The following is an 18,708-nucleotide window of genomic DNA, read 5'->3' as shown; positions in this document are numbered from 1 at the left end:
AAACTTGGAGCCTGAATGTAAGGCAGCAGGAAAACCCGCACCACAACTGCAACTCTATGACAACAATGCTTCATCCTATGGTGATCGCCAGATTTTCGGTGACTTGGATCTTCAGGTTCGTGCCGGTGAGATCGTCGCGCTTCTCGGCCCGAGTGGATCAGGGAAAAGCACGCTACTCCGCTGCATCAATCGACTCGAAACCTGGAACTCGGGTGACGTGTTTATTGGTGGGCATCGGATCGGGTATTCGTCAGGTGGCCTTGTTCTGTCGCCAAGTGAAGTGGCCCGGCAGCGCGTCGAAGTCGGTGTCGGCATATTGTTCCAGCATTTCAATCTATTCGCGCACCTGACTGCGGAAGAGAACATCGCCGGACCGTTGCGCTGGGTTCATGGCTGGTCGCAAGAGGCGGCGGCACAACGAGCACAGGAATTGCTCGATCGAGTTGGCCTCGGTGACCGTGGGGATGCCCTGCCTCGTCATCTGTCGGGCGGGCAGCAACAACGTGTGGCGATTGCACGGGCTATCGCTCCGGGAGCCAAAGTACTCCTGCTTGACGAGCCGACCCCTGCACTTGATCCGGAAATGGTCGGAGAAGTGCTGGATGTCATTCGTAGGCTCGCCTTTGAGGAAAAACTCACCATGATCATTTCCACTCATCAATTGAGGTTCGCTGAGGAAGTCGCCGATCGCGTCATCTTCCTCACCGATGGAAATATCGTTGAGGATGGCCCCGCCTATGAGGTGCTTAGCCAACCACGCAATCCACTGACGGCCCGCTTCATCCGTGTGATGAGTTCCGGCCAGACCTCAGCGCTCGCGCTGTGACCGATAGACCGTACTTAAGACCAATTCGCTTCGCTTTGCTCACACGCCCTGTGGGCAGGTGGGCGATTCCTTCCTGCGCTCGTTCCTGAGTCCATAGACAACCGAGCACTCTTTAATTCGCACTATTAACCAATGAGGAAGCCATCCATGTTTCATGAACTGCAAGCTACCCCCTCAACCGTACATTGGGGCTATTTCGATGCCGGCCTTAAACCGGCCTTGCGCATCAAAAGCGGCGACATTATCCGCGCCGAAGCTGTAACGCACCAAGCGGGCGATGCCCCTGAACTGATGATGGACGATGCGGTGAGACTACTGTACTCAAGCATCCCCGAAGACGACCGGAACCCGGGCGTACATCTGATGACCGGCCCGATCTATGTAGAAGATGCACAGTCGGGTGACATGCTCGAGGTTCGTTACCTGCAAATGCTGCCGCGTTTCCGATACGGAACGAACCTTGCCGCGCACTGGGGGCTTCTCTACAAAGAGATGGGCGAAAAGGAACGCGTGACGATCTACAAGATCGATCCGGACTACAACACGGCCCGCGCCCTCTACGCCTATAACTTCCCTGGAAAATATACGGTACCGGGTAAAATCACCAAACGCGGAACCTGTACCTGCGAACCTGCGTTGAACGGAGTGCGCGTACCCGTACGCCCGCATCTGGGCACGGCCGGTGTTGCCCCCGATGCCATGGGCCGTGTCAGCACTGTCCCGCCCGGCGCGCACGGTGGCAATATCGACAACTGGCGAATCGGCGCTGGAGCGACAATGTATTACCCGGTGGCCGTGCCCGGCGCGTTGTTCTCGATTGGTGACCCTCACATCTCACAAGGCGACGGTGAAATCAGCGGAACCGCGATCGAGGCCTCACTGAACGTGATATTTCAGATCGTTCTGCGCAAGGACTTCCACTTCCCTTCTCCCCTGCTCGAAACACCGGATACCTGGATCGTGCATGGCTTCGATGACGATCTCGATGTCGCGATGAAGAACGCCGCCAAGGACATGCTTCACCTGCTTGTTGACAAGCACAACCTCAGTCAGGACGACGCCTACTCGCTGATGAGCATCAGTTCCGACTTCGGTGTCACACAGGTCGTGGATGGGCGCCAAGGCGTGCACTGCAAGATGCAGCGCGGAATCTTCCCGCCAAAAGACACTGACGAGGAAATTTAAGCAACCAGCGTGCACTTAAACCGAGGAGCCTGTCGGACTTTAGGAATCGAAGCGAAAATCTAGCTGGGCGAGGGCAGATTTTGCCGCTTTTGCAGGGTAATAGCGGGTTCTATTGCCCAAGAAAGCGGTGAAATATGAGCCGTCCAGATGTATTTGCAGCCGATTTCCCTAAAGTCCGACAGGCTCCTAGGCGCACGAAACAAGACCAGATGCTCATCCATCAAATGTGTGCAATTTCGGTCAAGATCCCCATCCTTCCGCAGACAAAAGACCTGTAACGCATTTCATCACAAGCAAGAAAAGCGGTCACCGCAGCAATCAAAATCCCAATTTAGGTGCGCCATTTATGACCAATCGCACCAATTTAGTTAAAAGAGCCATGGATGGGTCGCTCAATAAGAACCTAAATCCTCTTAATATCATTGGATTGCTAGATTGTGAACAATTTGGCACACACTGTGCATACATTAATGATCACAATAAGCGTGAATTTTAGTCGCCAATTGAGTTCGTGTTATTTCAAAAAAGACCAAGGAGCCTGGATATGTCATTCCAACCAAACCCCGTTATTGCACAGCAGAAGTCCCGACCCATGTCGCGTCGCCCTCTGACTGTTGCCACATTCAGCGCGCTAGCCCTGAGCATGGCCCTAGGCACAGCAGCCCAGGCCGCAGACTGGAGTGATACTTCACTGAGCTGGCGCTACGGCACCAAGTTCGCCGAACCCTATGAAGGCAATGATATCTCTAAAAATATCCTGAACTTCAGCCACGTCAGTGGCTTCAAGTACGGTACCAACTTCTTCAGCATCGATGCGCTGTTCTCCGATAGCAAGGATCCTTCTGGCCCCGATGGTAAGTCAGGCGCTCAGGAGGTCTATGCGGTCTACCGTAATACGCTCGATATCGGCAAGATCATGAACAAGGATCTGAAGGTTGGTGTGGCTAAAGGCTTCGGTATTACCAGCGGTTTCGATTTCAATACGAAAACAGATGCCGGCTATAACTCGAAAAAACGAATGCTTGTCCTCGGCCCAACCGTGATGTTCGATGTGCCAGGCTTCCTCAATGTGAGCCTGTTGGCCCTATGGGAAAGCAATGCACCCTGCAACGATTACACCAATACCTGCGTCTCTCGCTATTCCTATAAGGTTCACCCCATGCTGACTGCCGCTTGGGGTATCCCTATCGGAAACTCCGCTTTCTCCTTCGAGGGATATGCCAACCTGATTGCGCCTAAAGGGAAGGATGAATTCGGCGCTCAAACCAAAACCGAAATCAATATCGATGCCCAAATCATGGCCGATGTCGGCAAGCTGTTCTGGGATAAACCAGGCACCTTCAAGGCCGGCATCGAATATCAGTACTGGAAGAATAAATTCGGTAACGATGCCAACGGACCCGCAGGCTCCGGCGCTTTCGCCAAAACACCCATGGTCCGCGTCGAATACCACTTCTAAAATAACGATCCGATCAACTTTTGCAGAGGAAACTAACCATGAATTTAAAAGCAATATTACTTGGATGCGCACTTTCGACGGGCCTGGTATCCGCCGTACATGCGGATGAACCGATCAAGGTCGGTTTCGTTTACGTCGGCCCGGTGGGTGATGGTGGCTGGACCTACGCCCACGATCAAGGTCGGCTAGCCATGAAAAAAGCGCTAGGTGATAAAGTGAAATCCACCTTTGTTGAAAACGTACCTGAAAGCTCGGACGCAGAGCGCGTCATCCGCCAATTGGCCGCCGATGGTAACAAGATTATTTTCACAACCTCGTTTGGTTTCATGAACCCCACGCTGAAAGTGGCCAAAGCGTTCCCAAACACCTACTTCGAGCACGCCACTGGTTACAAGATGGCGAAGAACGTCGGGATCTACCAGGCGCGGAGTTGGGAAGGTGCCTATATGTTGGGTGTTTTGGCAGGGGAAATGACAAAAAGTAATATTCTTGGCTTCGTAGGCTCCTACCCTGTACCAGAAGTAGTCCGCAACATTAATGCCTACACCCTAGGCGCGCAGAGCGTAAATCCGAAGATCAAAACTAAGGTCATCTGGGTGAGTAGTTGGTACGACCCAGCACGCGAGCGCCAGGCTGCTGAAACGATGATCGCTCAAGGTGCTGATGTGCTCGCGCAAAACACAGATTCTCCGGCTGTTGTCCAAACGGCGGAAGAAAAAGGGGTTTACGCCTTTGGCTGGGATTCGGATATGTCCAAGTACGGCCCCAAAGCACAATTGACAGCAAGCACATTAAATTGGTCAAAATACTACACGATGGAAGTTAAAAAAGTTTTGGACGGCACTTGGAAACCCGACAACACCCTGTGGGGGATCAAAGAAGGCATGGTGGTTTTGACACCGCTGCATTCAAATGTTCCAGAGAAAGTCGCAAAGGATTTCCATGCAAAAGAACAAGCCATTATTGACGGCACACTCGTCCCATTTACAGGACCGATAGTCAATCAAGAAGGCAAAACGGTTGTGCCAGCGGGCGAAAAAATGCCATTGGATCAATTATTATCCATTAACTTTTATGTCAAGGGTGTGGAAGGAACTATTCCAAAGTAGATCCTCTGATAGTGCAGATCCTGTAGGCTATTTGCCTACGTACCATTCCGATCAAAGAGTTGCATCTTGATTTTAAACAGACGAATGATTCGTCTGTTTTCTTTTATGCGGAGAAAAACAATGAACAATCTGAAAACAATTGCAAAAGATGCACTTCGCGCCCAGCCCAAAGCGGAATTGCATGTTCATATCGAAGGCACACTTGAACCCGAAATGGTGTTCGAGCTGGCCGAGAAAAACGGTATCGTGCTTGATTACCCGGACGCGGGCACCTTGAGACAGGCTTACAACTTCCAGGATCTGCAATCTTTTCTTAATATCTATTACCAGGGCGTGAAGGTGCTGATCGAAGCCGACGACTTCTTCGAACTGACCTATAACTATCTGCGGCACGCGCATGAAGACGGTGTTGTGCACACCGAGATTTTCTTCGATCCGCAAAGTCATACTGATCGCGGCATTTCATTGGCGGCTGTGTTCGAGGGCATCAATCGTGCACTGGCTAAGGGGCAGAAAGAATTCGGCATCACCAGCCGGCTGATTCCCTGCTTTTTGAGGCACTTAAGCGCCGAGGCAGCCATGGAGACATTGCATGCTCTGCTGCCGTATCGTGATTTTTTTTGCGCGGTCGGGCTCGATTCCAGTGAAAAAGGCAATCCACCATCCAAGTTCAGCGAAGTATTCGACAAAGCGCGCGCAGAAGGCTTACTCACCGTCGCGCATGCGGGTGAGGAAGGGCCTGCAAGTTACATCTGGGAAGCGCTGGATCTGCTGCATGTAGCGCGTATCGATCATGGCGTCGGCTGCGAATCGGATGACGAACTCTGCCGTCGACTGGCTGCAGAACAGATGCCCTTGACCGTATGTCCACTGTCAAACATCAAACTGGCCGTATTTGATGACATCAAAGGGCATAACCTCAAACGTCTGCTCGATCGAGGCCTATGCATGACGGTTAGTTCCGACGACCCGGCTTATTTTGGCGGTTATCTGCTGGACAATTTTATTGCAGTGCAAACGGGGCTGGATTTGACTTGGGATGAAGTGACCGAACTTGCTCGGAATTCGATCCGCGCATCGTTTCTGTCCGAATCGGAAAAGCTGGAATGGTTGGACAAAATCGAAACCGTTCACGACGAAGCCACAGCCTAAGCTGCATTGAGGCGGCATGAATCTCCCTCTTTGAGCCGCAAGCCCAAGCGGGGGATGGCAAGTAAGGAAAAGCGAGATGACCAAACTCAGGTCAAATGATGCGGCGCAATCAGCACCCCGTCCTCGTCCGCGTACAGGAAATCACCAGGGGTGATCGAGAGGCCGCAGAGCGCCAGCGGCACCTGCGTCGTGCCGTCGGCGACTTTTGCACTTTTCATCGGGCACGTACCCAACGCCCAGATACCTAGCGGCATGGTTCTTATTTGTGCGGAATCGCGGATATAGCCATTGATAAGCAAGGCCTTCCAGCCATTCTCCACGGCCAGCCCGGCCATGATGTCGCCCAACACAGCGCAGTACTCGCCACCAACGTCCACGGCAATGGCACGCCACTCGCCCGGCTGGCTCAACAACGCACGCAGGGCACGGTTGTCTTCATATAGTTTCACAGTCACAAGAGAAGCTTTGATCCGGCTGAGCCCGCCATAGGAATGGAACACCGGCTCGGCCACCTGCAGGAGTGAGCGGTGCAAATCACAAAGGTCGGCCGTCTGCCAACTCATGATGCTGTACTCCGCGTATCAGCAGTATGGGTTTTAGCCAACTCTTCCAGCGCAATCAATACCGTATCGACAGCAACTTCCGCATCGTTAGCCGAAACGAATTCACCCGGATTGTGACTAATACCGCCTTTGCAACGCACGAACAACATCGCCATATCGGTGATGTTTGCCATCAGCATAGCGTCATGTCCCGCTCCGCTTGGCAGAACACGAACCGGCTGGCCATGCTTGGCGACTGCTTGCTCGAACAGGGCCACAAAATGCGGTGCGCAGTGCCGCGCTTCGGCTCGGTGGTACACATCCCATTCCACTGTAACACCACGCTGGGCGCTGGCCGCCCGGCTCGTCGTCTGCATTTCACTCAGGACACGCGCCAACACGTCGTCGTCTATGCTGCGCAAATCCAGGCTGCATTCTGCCTTGGCGGGAATGACGTTCACGGCACCGGGAAACACGCTGAACTGCCCGACCGTGCCCACCACACCTTCGGTAATAGCGAAGCGTTCAACCGATAAAGCGAATTCAGCCGCAGCATTCAAGGCATCGTGGCGTAGATTCATGGGCACCGTACCAGCGTGGCCGGCGTCACCCGTAAAGCAAATTCGGCTGCGGCAGGCACCGGCAATCGCCGAAACGATCCCGACTGGGAGCGATTCCTGTTCCAGCACTGGCCCCTGCTCCATATGTATTTCCCAATATCCCAGTAAACGATCGTTGACCCGACTGGCTTCGCCTATTTTTGAAGGGTCCAGTCCGCAGGTTAGTAAGGCCTCGCGAACCGTCACGCCCGCCGCATCGGCCAGTTCCAGCCATTCGGGTTGCCACTGGCCGCACACCGCTCGTGCACCAAGCATGCTGATTGGGAAACGTACACCTTCTTCATCGCCGAAACCGACGACATCAATATGAAATGGCAGGGTACTTCCAGCAGCCTGAAGACGAGCCACCACTTCAATACCGCAAACGACACCGAGGATGCCGTCAAATTTTCCGGCATTCGGAATGGTGTCCAGATGCGAGCCGATAATGAGAACCGGTGCATCCGGATCAACCGCGGCGAAACGCCCCCATTGATTGCCCACCGCATCGACCCAAGTGGACATACCCGCTGCCTGCATCCATTGCTCAACGAGCAGCAATCCCTCCCGATAGGCGGGCGAAAGATACAAACGGGAGATACTGTCCGTGCTATCGGAAATCTGCGCCAGCACTTCACATCGTTCAATCACACGCGACATTTCATTGGCCACTGTACACGGCCATCGCTGCATCCACCCCGGCACCAGCTGTGCACTTATGCCCCATACGTCGCAGCACGTTTTCAAGTGCGGATAGTGTGACCAACACAGCGTCTTTACGCGCGTTATAACCCATGGTGCCGATACGCCAGATTTTACCTTTGAGTGGGCCGAAGGAGGTGCCAATTTCAATACCGAAATCCTCCAGCATGACGCTTCGCACCGCTTCGCCAGCCACACTATCTGGAATATACACACCAACGATATTGTTCATTTTGTTCGTCTGGTCACCGAAGAGCTCAAGATTCATGGCCGCCAAGCCCTGCGCCATGGCGTCACCTTGCAAACGATGCCGCGCGATGGATTGCTCCAATCCTTCCTGCATCAAAATTCGCGCGCATTCGCGGGCGCAGTAAAGCATCGATGTCGCTTCAGTGTGGTGGTTGAGTCGCTCATCGCCCCAGTAATCAAGAATCATGGGTAGATCAAAATAGTTCGAACGAATCATCGATCCTTTGCCTTCGGCATGGTGGCGATCCCGAATACCGGCTTCGATATGATGCCGTTTGCGCACCTCATCCACATAACGGGCGCTCAACGTGACGGGCGCACTGCCCGACGGGCCACCAAGGCATTTTTGCAAACCCACCGATACCGCATCCAGACCCCAAGCATCGGTTTCGAACGGATTGCCGCCGATCGAGGCGGTGGCATCACTGTAAAACAGCACATCGTACCGACGACAAATCGCACCCAATTCTTCCAGCGGTTGCAGCATGGTGGTCGAGGTATCGCCCTGCACGATGGCGAGCAGCTTGGGTCTAACTTTGATAATCGCTTCTTCAATCTGTTCGGGGGTGAACACCGCGCCCCACTCGGTTTCAATCGTGTGTACCTCCGCGCCGCAGCGCAGGGCGATTTCATTGAGGAGGTGACCAAAACGTCCATAAATCGGGATCAAAACCTTATCGCCCGGCTCGATGAGCGAGACCAACACCGACTCAATCCCGGCACGGGAGGTGCCGTCGATCAGCAGTGTCCACTGGTTTTCCGTTTTAAATACCTGCCGGTACAGCGCCATAGTCTCGTTCATATAGCCTGTCATTGCTGGGTCGTATTGGCCCAGCAGTTGCGCCGACATTGCCCGCAAAACGCGTGGGTCGGCGTTGATCGGACCCGGTCCCATCAGTAGTCGTGCCGGGGGGTTTATTTGCTCGAATTGCTCAGACATAACAACCTTCTTTCAAATAACATCTAACGGAAAGACAAACTAAATACCTAAAGCCGACAACAACATGCGTATGCCGGTAATAGCCAGCACCACCGCAAAAACCTTCTTCAACTGCTGAGCAGGTAAGCGAGCCCCCAGTTTCACGCCCACGGGCGCGAATAGAATACTGAGCGGCACCATAGTCAACAATGCAGGTAAGTTGACCAAACCGACCGTGCCCAACGGGGCATCCGCCGGAGATTGGCCTAAAACCAACATCACCAGCGCACCGGGGATGGCGATCACAAGCCCGAAAGCAGCCGCACTCCCAACAGCCCGATGCGCGGGTACATGAAAGCGAGTCAGCAAGGGCACACCGATGGTGCCGCCACCCAATCCGGACATCACAGACAAGAAGCCAAGCATAAACGCCGATATCCGCTGCCAGATCAACCGGGGTAATGCCTGTGCTGCGACGGTTTTATGCAGGAACATTCGAATGGCTACGAATAAAGCGATCAGCGCAAAAAGCACGACAAACCAGCGACTCCGGAACTGGGTGACCAACACACTGCCGGTAATGACGCCGATCAGAATAAAAATCCACCACGTCCGAAAAATCCCGACATCCACGTTCCCTTTGCGGTGATGCGCACGCACGGAAGAAATGGCAGTCGGAATCATCCCGGCCAAGGACGTTCCCGTAGCCATACTCATCGCGTCCAGTGAGCCGACGCCCATGGCCTGAAAAATAAAGAACAACACCGGCACCATAACGATGCCGCCGCCCAGCCCGAGCAACCCTGCCAACAATCCGGCCGCGACACCGGTAACCGCCAGCAATACGGCAAAGGGTAAAAAATCAATCAGAGCGGTCATGAAAAAACATCCTGGCGATTGGCGTAGCGAGCGATTGGTTTCTGAATTAAAGACGAAATGCCGTGACGGTAAGTCAGGGCAAGCGCAATATTAATCATGAACCATTCCTTTAAATTTGTGCGCCAAACCAATTAACGAACGATCTGTATTTCTGTGTCCAATTAACGATAGGCCCCAAGGCGCGCCGTGATCGCTTAATACCGGCAGATGAAGTTGAGGTCGCGACGACAATCCAGCCAAGGCAGTCAGACCCATCAAGGCCACGCGATAGTCCGCCAGACACTCTGCCGACTCGGTCAACAATGGCGCGGCACCAGGTGTGGTCGGCAAGATGGCCAAGGTATGTTCGCCATCAAGCCAATGCGACAGAATTTGAGTGATTTCAATGCGATCACGTGCAGCCTGCTCGATCTGGACTGATGTAATAGACTGGCACCAGTTCATCCGCTCTCTGATATCCGCTGCAAACCTGGGGCGGGCTTCGCTCACCCAAGCGCCGTGCGTATGCCAGATTTCAGCCCCCTGCAAGATACGGAACGTCTGACTTGCCAATTGCAGTAAAGACCGTGGCACCACGACCTCATGAATCGATTCGAATAGGGGTCCGTTCGTCGCCAGCCAAGCACTGGCGCGAAGGTCCCAATCCTCAAGGCAATCAATCTGCGGCTTGAGGATGCACAAATTTTTGAGTTCGATAGGCTGCTGTTCAGGCAACAGCACATCAGCAACATCGGCCAAGGTACCCAGATCCCGAGTCATCCATCCAACGGTGTCGAACGACGGCGCCAATCCGACCATGTGTTCGACCGAAATCACACCATGCGTGGGCCGCAAACCGAACAACCCGTTGTAACTGGACGGCACACGAATCGAACCTCCCGTATCCGTTCCCAGACCGATGTCGGCCAGCCCATGAGCCACCATCGCAGCTGAACCACTGCTGGAGCCGCCCGGCAACCGCTCTGGTGAAGCCGCGTTTATAGGTGTGCCATAGTGCGTATTGATACCGTTGAGGCTGTAGGCCAACTCATCTGTTAGGGTTTTGGCCACAATGTGTGCACCGGCGTGCATGAGCTGAAGAACAGCAGGCGCCGTATGTTCAGGCACTGCATGTGTCGCCAGCCAGTCAGGGTTACCTGCCGAGGTCGGAATGCCCGCGATATCGAACAGATCCTTAACACCGACCCGCAACCCGCATAAGCGGGCATCGGTGGTGTCAACCGAACTCAGATTCAGTTCTTGCAATACACCCTGCTGGATATTCATCACCACTCTCAGGAATATGATAAAACAAAATGTGCACACAATTGTACACAATTATTCGCACGGGTCACGTATTAAATCGAGAGATGCAACCCTGCGATCAAGTCAAAGATAAATCAAGGTTTATACTTGATTTACAAACAGTGATCAGTCTCTTAAACCAAACATAAATAGACATCCATACAGTTATATCAAGAGCAAATTTTTGGCGGAAACACAAAATATTCACTTTGGAAATGACAGAAACTGCTCTAGGATTGTTCACAATATATTCAAAACTGCGAAACAAGAAGGTCAAGATGAGCGCACTCACTACGCACATTTTAGATACCAGCCTCGGCAAACCGGCGGCGGATGTACGGCTGCTCCTGCACAAGTGGGTAGATAATCAGCCTCAATATCTATCGACACACATCACGAACGCTGACGGTCGTTGCGATGCTCCCATTCTCAGTGGTGAAGCCTTCACTACCGGAGTTTATGAATTGGTATTCGATATGGGGAACTATCTTCGTCAACATTATGCCGATTTGCCCGACCCACTGTTTCTGGATCAGATCGTGATTCGTTTTGGTATTTCGAGCACTCAGGATCACTACCATGTTCCCCTTCTCGTATCGCCATTCGGCTACAGCACCTACCGAGGCAGCTAAACATGAATACCTTGCGCTTCCTTCTTGGGCAGGAATTGATCGAGCTCGAATCGGTCAGCCCAACCCTGACCGTCTTAAATTATCTACGGGAAGAGGAAAAAAGAATCGGCACCAAGGAAGGCTGTGCCGAGGGTGACTGTGGTGCCTGCACAGTTGTAATCGCCGAAGTGGTGGATGATCGCCTGCACTACCGTGCCGTCAATGCCTGCATCGTTTTTCTGGCGACGCTGGACGGCAAGCAACTCTTGACGGTCGAAGACCTCAAGACGGCGCGCAATGAGTTGCACCCGGTGCAGCAATCAATGGTGGAGAGTCATGCCTCGCAATGTGGGTTTTGCACACCGGGGTTTGTCATGTCGGGATTCGCCGAATATCAAAACAGGCTGCACACGCTCGATGATCTGCCGGAACCCCAGTCGGACGAAGCGGCAACAACACACCTCACGCAAGTTTTCGCGGGCAATCTGTGCCGCTGCACCGGCTACGGCCCGATCATCGAGGCAGGGAAGTCCTGGCTGAACCAAGCGGATAAAACAAACCAACAAGCTATGACCGAAGCGGAAGCGAAGGTCATTGCCCAACTCAAGGCAATTCAGCCCCAAGTCAGCAAAACGCTGATCCAGGCCGGCCAAACCTATATTCAACCGAATACCATTCCGGCACTGGCCGATGCCCTCGCCAAAACGCCGGGCGCTACCCTTTTGGCAGGCGGAACCGATATCGGCCTGTGGGTCACAAAACAGCACAGGGCTCTAGACACGGTGATCTATCTTGGCGGCATTCAGGCGCTCAAGCGGATCGAGGTTCGGGACGGCCAGCTCGAAATCGGCGCGGCCGTCACCTACTCCGAGGCTTTACCAGTGCTGATTCGGCATTTCCCTTGGCTTGAGGAATATCTGTACCGCCACAGCTCGACCCAGATTCGCAACTCCGGCACCGTTGTCGGCAACATCGCCAACGGCTCACCCATCGGCGACATGCCGCCGGTGCTGATTGCGCTGAATGCCGAGATCACACTGACCCGTCAGGGCGGGCAACGCCATCTGCCACTGGAAGATTATTTCATCGCCTACGGCAAGCAGGATCGCCAGCCGACCGAGTTCATCGAGTGCGTCCGTATTCCTTTGTTGAATTCGGATTCAGTCTTGATGAACGTCTACAAAATTTCGAAGCGATTCGAGCAAGATATCTCCAGCGTCAGCGCCGCGTTCTACATCGAACTGGACGACCAGCAACAGGTTCAGGTAGCTCGCCTGTGCTTCGGTGGCATGGCGGCCACGCCCAAGCGCGCGACCCACTGCGAACAAGCCTTGCTGAACAAACCGTGGACTGAAGCGACTGTTCATGCCGCCGCCGAACGACTGGGGGTGGATTTCACGCCACTCAGCGATTTCCGCGCGTCCCGGGAATACCGCCTCGCGGTGGCTGCGAACTTGTTGAAGAAGTTTTTCATTCAGCAGCAGAAGCCAAACCAAGCCACTCAAATCTCCTACACCGGAGGGCTGATCCATGCATGAACCCATCCACGGCATCACTGTGAACCAAATCCGTGCGGACCACGTCAACTCGGGCGTCGGCGCGTCGGTTAAACACGATAGCGCCATCAAACACGTCAGCGGCGAGGCACTGTACACCGATGATCTGTCCGAACCCCGCGACCTGCTGCACATCTATATCGCGCAGAGCACGCAGGCGCATGCGAAAATTCTCAGACTCGATTTAGACGCGGTCAAGGCCTATCCCGGCGTGATGGCAGTCATTCAGGCAAGCGACGTGCCCGGGAAAAACGATTTCGGCGCGGTGATTGAGGGCGATCCGATCTTTGCAGATGGATTGGTCGAGTACGTGGGGCAATCGCTATTTGCCGTTGCCGCAGAGCACATCGACATTGCGCGCAAAGCCGCCGCCCTGGCACAAATCGAATACGAGCCGCTACCCGCGCTTATCACCGTGCGTGATGCCCTTGCGTCCGATTCCTTCGTGCTGCCGAGCAAGACCTTCCGACGCGGCGAACCCGAGGCGCACCTAGCGCAGGCAAAACACCGCCTTCAGGGCGAAATCAAAATTGGCGGGCAAGATCACTATTATCTAGAATCCAATATCGCCCTCGCGCTGTCCGGTGAAGATGGTGATTTGAAGATTTTCAGCTCGACTCAGCACCCCACCGAAATCCAGCATTGCTGCGCCCGCGTGCTTGGCGTGCCCGATCACGCCATCAATGTCGAAGTCCGTCGCATGGGCGGTGGATTCGGTGGCAAGGAATCCCAGCCCGCGTTGTTTGCCAGCATCGCCGCGCTGGTCACGCACCACACCGGGCGCCCGAGCAAGCTGCGGCTCGATCGGGATGATGACATGACGATTACCGGCAAACGCCACGATTACCTTATCCGCTACGACGTCGGTTTCGATGGTCAGGGGCGTATCCAGGCCATTGCCTTTGAAGCGGCCTCGCGCTGCGGCATGTCGGCCGATCTGTCCGGCTCGATCAACGACCGCACGATGTTTCACCTGGACAATGCCTATTACCTCGAACACGTTTCGATTGTGTCCCATCGCTGCAAAACCCACACCGTGTCCAACACGGCCTTCCGCGGATTCGGCGGGCCTCAGGGCATGGTCGCGATCGAGCGCGTGATTGACGAGATCGCTTATCAGGTAGGCAAGGATCCGCTCGATGTGCGAAAGATCAATTTCTACGGCCCCGCAGATGACCCGGCGGGCCGGAACGTGACACCCTACTTCATGACCGTGACCGACAACATCCTGCCGGAGATCATCTCCGAGCTGGAAACGACGGCCGACTACACGGCACGACGCGCGCAGATCATGCAGTTCAATCGGGAAAACACCTACCTGAAGAAGGGTCTCTCCCTAACGCCAGTGAAGTTCGGCATCTCGTTCACCGCAACACACCTCAATCAAGCCGGTGCGCTGATGCACATCTACAGCGATGGCAGCATCCACCTCAACCATGGCGGCACGGAAATGGGCCAGGGCCTGTTTACCAAGGTTGCGCAGATTGTGGCGGAAGAATTTCAGGTGGAAATCGATCGAATCAAGATCACAGCCACCACGACGGACAAGGTGCCGAACACCTCGCCAACGGCCGCCTCGAGCGGTTGTGATTTGAATGGGCAGGCGGCACGCAATGCGGCACTCATCCTCAAGGGGCGGCTGACTGAATTTGCCGCGGAGCACTATTCGGTCGATGCGGCGACGATTCGCTTCACCGCCGAGGGCGTTATCGTGGGCGACAAGCTGATCGCGTTCAACGCGCTGATCCAAAAAGCCTATTTCGCCCGCATCTCGCTCTCGACGACCGGCTTTTACAGTACACCGAAAATCCATTTCAACGCAGAATCGGGCAAAGGGCACCCATTCTTCTATTTCGCCTATGGAGCTGCCGTGTCGGAGGTGACCGTGGATACCTTGACGGGCGAATACAAGGTCGATCGCGTGGACATCGTTCACGATTGCGGTGCCAGCATCAATCCGGCGATTGATACGGGGCAGGTCGAAGGGGGATTCATTCAGGGCATGGGCTGGCTGACAACCGAAGAATTGGTGTACGACGAATGTGGCGTCCTGCGCACCCACGCGCCGTCCACCTACAAGATTCCGGCCTGCGGTGATCGGCCAAGAATAATGAATATTCAGTTGCGCTGCGATCCGAACCGCGAAGAATCGGTCTACCGCTCTAAGGCCGTGGGTGAACCGCCGTTGATGCTCGGCATCAGTGTATTCAACGCACTGAACGATGCCGTGGCGAGCCTAGCAGATTACGGACGCCACCCGCAGATCGACGCACCGGCCACACCAGAACGCGTGCTGATGGCGTGCGCGAAATTGCGCGAACGGGAATGCAAACCTGACCAGGCGCTTACCCATGCTTGACTGGACCGCCCTCGCCCGCCTGAACAATCAGCCAGAAGACTTCGTGCTGGTGAGCGTCGGCGTGGTCAAGGGCTCATCCCCCCGGGAAAAAGGCACGCACATGGCCGTCTTCCCGCAGCGTACGCAAGGCACTATTGGCGGTGGCCATCTGGAATTCTTCGCCATTCAGCACGCACGCGAATTACTGAACCAACCGCCCTCCAAGACGCCATTTCATGAGCTGAGCCTACACAGCACACCACTGACACCGCGCTTCGATCAATGCTGCGGTGGCATGGTGCAACTGATTTTCGAGAGAATTCGGCCAAAACAGTTCGCCTGGCTTGATCAACTGGCGACATTCCTGGATACCGATCGAGAAACAGCAGGTATCTCAGCCGAGCGTCCTTCAGCTTGGCTGTTATCTGATCTGACCGCACGCACCCGAACCGTGTTGCTGGCCGCGCCGACCGATGACCAGCGGCAACGCGAAACAGACCGCATGGCATTGATTGAGCCCATTGCCCCTCGGGCGCTGAATATCGTCATTTTTGGGGCGGGGCATGTAGGTCAAGCCTTGATCCAAAGCATGCAGCATCTGGATGCTGACCTAACGCTCATCGATAGCCGGGCCAAACAATTGGGCTTCGCCACGACCGCCAATGTCCAAAAAATATGCACCACCGAATGGCAGGCATATGTGAATCGCGGTACAGATCGGACCACCTTTCTCGTGCTGACTCACAGCCATCAACTTGATTTCGATATCGTTGAGGCCATCTTGCGCAGCGGCCGTTTCGGTTATTGCGGGTTAATCGGCTCGAAAACCAAGAAGATCCGCTTTGACCGCCAGTTCAAGAACCGCGGTCTCACCCCGCCACAGATCTCCCGGCTCACCTGCCCCATCGGCCTGCCAGAAATCCAGGGCAAATCCCCTGCCGTCATCGCCGCCTCGGTCTGTGCCCAGATTCTGATTCAGCACAGTGCCGCAGCCGAAAACCATATCCCCCCCTACCTGAGGACCATCAACCATGTGTGACCACGTTGTGCACGAACAAGAAAAGCAAATCATGCGTCAAGCCATTGAGTTTTCAAGAGAAAAAATGATTGCCGGTTTCGGTGGCCCGTTCGGCGCCGTGATCTCCCGTAATGGGGAAGTCATCGCTACTGGATTCAATCAGGTCACATCTGCTAACGACCCGACCGCGCACGCTGAAGTCAGCGCCATTCGCGCTGCCTGTCAGGTGCTGAACACATTTGATCTGTCCGGATGCGAGATTTATACCAGCTGTGAGCCCTGCCCCATGTGCCTGAGCGCCATCTACTGGGCGCGGCTGGATCGGATCTATTACGCTAATTCGCGTCAGGACGCCGCCGACATCGGGTTCGACGACGCCTTTCTGTATGAAGAAATCGCCAAGGACATCCCGGACCGTCAGATCCCGACCATTCGCCTGCTGGAGAAAGAAGCAATCCTGCCGTTCAACGAATGGCGTGCGAAACCCGACAAGATCGCCTATTGATTCGAACCGGCCCGACCAGCCCAACTGACTTGGGAGAACCCGCCATGCTGCCGTTAATCGACCCCGCTGTTGCTCACGCCAGAACGATCACCCCAGCCGTGCGCGTAGAAGCCGAAAAACTCTATCGCGCCTGCTGTGACATCGGGTTTTTCACCGTGAAGAACACCAATCTGTCCACAGAAGAGTTCGTGGACATATTCACGCTGGCCCACCGGTTCTTCGCCCAGCCGCTTGAAGAGAAGATGCGCATCAGCATCGAAAACTCGTCGCATCACCGGGGTTACGGAAAGGTAGGCGCGGAGCAGTTGTCGCCCGAAACCCCAGCGGATTTCAAAGAAACTTTCGACATGTCCCGCGACCTGGGCCCGACGCATCCCGGGGTGCGGGCGGGCGATCTTTTCTACGGCCCAAACCAGTACCCTCAATTTGAGGGTTTCAAGGAGACTGTTGAACGGTATTACCAGCGGTTGAGCGAAACGGGTCTGAATCTACTGGCACTGATGGCGGTATCGCTGGAACTACCGATTGATTACTTCGATCCGCTGTTCGACGACCAGACCAGCGTACTGCGCATGATTCACTATCCGCCGGTAACAGACGCAGGACAAATTAGTGCCGGAGTTCACACGGACTATGGTTGCCTCACCCTGCTGGCGCAGGATGCCGTGGGTGGGCTTGAGGTCAAACCCCGAGGGCAGGACTGGATTCGCGTTCCTTACGAACCGGACATGCTGGTGGTAAATATTGGCGATCTCATGCAGCGCTGGAGCAACGATGTGTTTCAGTCGACGCCGCACCGGGTCGTGCCGCCACTGGGCGTCGATCGCTATTCGATCCCATTCTTTCTCGAACCGAATACGAAAACCCGGGTGGCATGCTTCGACTCGTGCGTGACGCCCAAAACGCCGTGCCGGTATGAACCCATCTTTTCGGATGACTGGATCACGTCCCGCTTTAATCAGACGTACGCGTACCGACAGAAATAATCACAACGCTTTCACCTGTTCGAAACGGCTGACACCCGCCTTCTTCTTAGCCAATTGCGTCAGGGTGAGGGTTTTGGCGAAGTCCTGGCTTCGCTGGATGTGACGCTTCATCAGGTTGCGGGCCTTATCGACCTCGCGGCCGAGAATTGCTTCGATGATCGCGTGGTGTTCGGCATAGGTTCGCTTGATCCGCTCTTCGTCTTGAAAGTCCACGCGGCGGATGATGCGAATGTGATCGTTGACGTCTTGAAGGTATCGGACAAGCGTCGAATTTCCACTACCGAGAGCCAAGGCAATATGAAACGACTCGTCCTTATCTTCCATCTGATCGGCACTGTGCTCCACCAATGCCTGGTCGGGCGACCACAGATGCAGCAAATGCTGCAACTCGCTTTCCGGCATGTAATGACAAGCCCCCTCGACCGCCGCCACTTCAAGCGCCGTGCGCACGCCGTAGTACTCGCCCAGTTCCTCGATATTGATCGGCTTGATGAAACATCCTTGTTTCGGCCGGATAGTCAGGAAGCCTTCGTTTTCCAGCCGAAGCAGCGCTTCGCGAACGGGCGTGCGACTCACCATGAACAAATCTGCCAGTTCAGATTCGGTCACCCGGCTACCCGGATAGATCTCAAAACTGAGGATTTTTTCCTTCAGCGCGTCGTACACATATTTCGTCGCGACAGGTTTTACCGTGGTCTGTTCAGCTGTTTGCTTCATACGGAGTGGTCGCCATTCAAAAATTTCTGGTCCGAGTATAGGTAATTTCAGCCCAGTCTACGCATAGAAGGT

17 protein-coding genes are annotated in these 18,708 nt (G+C 54.6%); 11 read left to right on the top strand and 6 right to left on the bottom strand.

Annotated features, from left to right (window positions below; genetic code table 11):
* The first annotated feature begins 4 nt into the window (after window positions 1–4).
* The 5 genes from HNEAP_RS12655 to HNEAP_RS04395 all read left to right on the top strand — a co-directional run bounded on the left by HNEAP_RS12655 (window position 5) and on the right by HNEAP_RS04395 (window position 5,731).
* Entirely contained in the window at window positions 5–826 is an 822-nt protein-coding gene (locus HNEAP_RS12655) for an amino acid ABC transporter ATP-binding protein (RefSeq protein ID WP_243726305.1), read from the top strand.
* A gap of 147 nt (window positions 827–973) precedes the next feature.
* Window positions 974–2,011, top strand: a complete 1,038-nt coding sequence (locus HNEAP_RS04410; protein WP_012823753.1) for an acetamidase/formamidase family protein — start codon at window positions 974–976, stop codon at window positions 2,009–2,011.
* Between the two features lie 544 nt (window positions 2,012–2,555).
* Entirely contained in the window at window positions 2,556–3,470 is a 915-nt protein-coding gene (locus HNEAP_RS04405) for a hypothetical protein (RefSeq protein ID WP_012823751.1), read from the top strand.
* A gap of 38 nt (window positions 3,471–3,508) precedes the next feature.
* Window positions 3,509–4,579, top strand: a complete 1,071-nt coding sequence (locus HNEAP_RS04400; RefSeq protein WP_012823750.1) for a BMP family ABC transporter substrate-binding protein — start codon at window positions 3,509–3,511, stop codon at window positions 4,577–4,579.
* A 120-nt stretch (window positions 4,580–4,699) separates the two neighbouring features.
* A complete protein-coding gene (locus tag HNEAP_RS04395) occupies window positions 4,700–5,731 on the top strand; it encodes an adenosine deaminase (protein WP_012823749.1) in 1,032 nt (343 codons plus the stop codon).
* A gap of 86 nt (window positions 5,732–5,817) precedes the next feature.
* Here HNEAP_RS04395 and rraA read toward each other — a convergent pair whose 3' ends face one another.
* The 5 genes from rraA to HNEAP_RS04370 form a co-directional block, all read right to left on the bottom strand.
* Window positions 5,818–6,294 carry a ribonuclease E activity regulator RraA gene (rraA, locus tag HNEAP_RS04390; RefSeq protein ID WP_012823748.1) on the bottom strand — a complete coding sequence of 159 codons (477 nt, stop codon included), beginning with the start codon at window positions 6,292–6,294 and terminating at the stop codon, window positions 5,818–5,820.
* A complete protein-coding gene (locus HNEAP_RS04385; RefSeq protein WP_208107165.1) occupies window positions 6,291–7,523 on the bottom strand; it encodes an allantoate amidohydrolase in 1,233 nt (410 codons plus the stop codon). The genes rraA and HNEAP_RS04385 overlap by 4 nt, the downstream gene beginning before the upstream one ends.
* A gap of 10 nt (window positions 7,524–7,533) precedes the next feature.
* Window positions 7,534–8,763, bottom strand: coding sequence for a pyridoxal-phosphate-dependent aminotransferase family protein (locus tag HNEAP_RS04380; protein WP_012823746.1), 1,230 nt, complete (start codon window positions 8,761–8,763; stop codon window positions 7,534–7,536).
* A gap of 39 nt (window positions 8,764–8,802) precedes the next feature.
* Window positions 8,803–9,621 carry a sulfite exporter TauE/SafE family protein gene (locus tag HNEAP_RS04375; protein ID WP_012823745.1) on the bottom strand — a complete coding sequence of 273 codons (819 nt, stop codon included), beginning with the start codon at window positions 9,619–9,621 and terminating at the stop codon, window positions 8,803–8,805.
* 90 nt (window positions 9,622–9,711) lie between these two features.
* The gene (locus tag HNEAP_RS04370) at window positions 9,712–10,887 is read right to left on the bottom strand and encodes an amidase (protein ID WP_012823743.1); all 1,176 of its coding nucleotides are present in this window, start codon (window positions 10,885–10,887) and stop codon (window positions 9,712–9,714) included.
* Window positions 10,888–11,183: 296 nt separating this feature from the next.
* Here HNEAP_RS04370 and uraH point away from each other — a divergent pair, with 296 nt between their 5' ends.
* From uraH to HNEAP_RS04340, 6 genes are read left to right on the top strand one after another with little or no spacing between them, the layout of a single operon-like run.
* Complete coding sequence (uraH, locus tag HNEAP_RS04365; RefSeq protein ID WP_012823742.1) at window positions 11,184–11,537, top strand: hydroxyisourate hydrolase; 354 nt, start codon at window positions 11,184–11,186, stop codon at window positions 11,535–11,537.
* A gap of 2 nt (window positions 11,538–11,539) precedes the next feature.
* A complete protein-coding gene (gene xdhA, locus HNEAP_RS04360; protein ID WP_012823741.1) occupies window positions 11,540–13,054 on the top strand; it encodes a xanthine dehydrogenase small subunit in 1,515 nt (504 codons plus the stop codon).
* Entirely contained in the window at window positions 13,047–15,431 is a 2,385-nt protein-coding gene (gene xdhB, locus HNEAP_RS04355; RefSeq protein WP_012823740.1) for a xanthine dehydrogenase molybdopterin binding subunit, read from the top strand. The genes xdhA and xdhB overlap by 8 nt, the downstream gene beginning before the upstream one ends.
* A complete protein-coding gene (gene xdhC, locus HNEAP_RS12200; protein WP_012823739.1) occupies window positions 15,424–16,449 on the top strand; it encodes a xanthine dehydrogenase accessory protein XdhC in 1,026 nt (341 codons plus the stop codon). Before xdhB ends, xdhC begins: the two co-directional genes overlap by 8 nt.
* Window positions 16,442–16,933 (top strand): nucleoside deaminase, encoded by a 492-nt coding sequence (locus HNEAP_RS04345; protein WP_012823738.1) that lies wholly within the window; start codon window positions 16,442–16,444, stop codon window positions 16,931–16,933. Before xdhC ends, HNEAP_RS04345 begins: the two co-directional genes overlap by 8 nt.
* Window positions 16,900–17,919, top strand: coding sequence for an isopenicillin N synthase family dioxygenase (locus HNEAP_RS04340; RefSeq protein WP_081441106.1), 1,020 nt, complete (start codon window positions 16,900–16,902; stop codon window positions 17,917–17,919). The genes HNEAP_RS04345 and HNEAP_RS04340 overlap by 34 nt, the downstream gene beginning before the upstream one ends.
* On the opposite strand, the gene HNEAP_RS04335 is transcribed toward HNEAP_RS04340, so the two are convergent.
* Window positions 17,920–18,636 (bottom strand): GntR family transcriptional regulator, encoded by a 717-nt coding sequence (locus HNEAP_RS04335; protein ID WP_012823736.1) that lies wholly within the window; start codon window positions 18,634–18,636, stop codon window positions 17,920–17,922.
* Window positions 18,637–18,708: the final 72 nt, after the last annotated feature.

Origin of the sequence: Halothiobacillus neapolitanus c2 (assembly GCF_000024765.1) — a bacterium.
GTDB classification, from domain to species: Bacteria; Pseudomonadota; Gammaproteobacteria; order Halothiobacillales; family Halothiobacillaceae; genus Halothiobacillus; species Halothiobacillus neapolitanus.
Note: the sequence above shows the minus strand (reverse complement) of the source record. Positions and strands in the feature narration are given on the sequence as shown.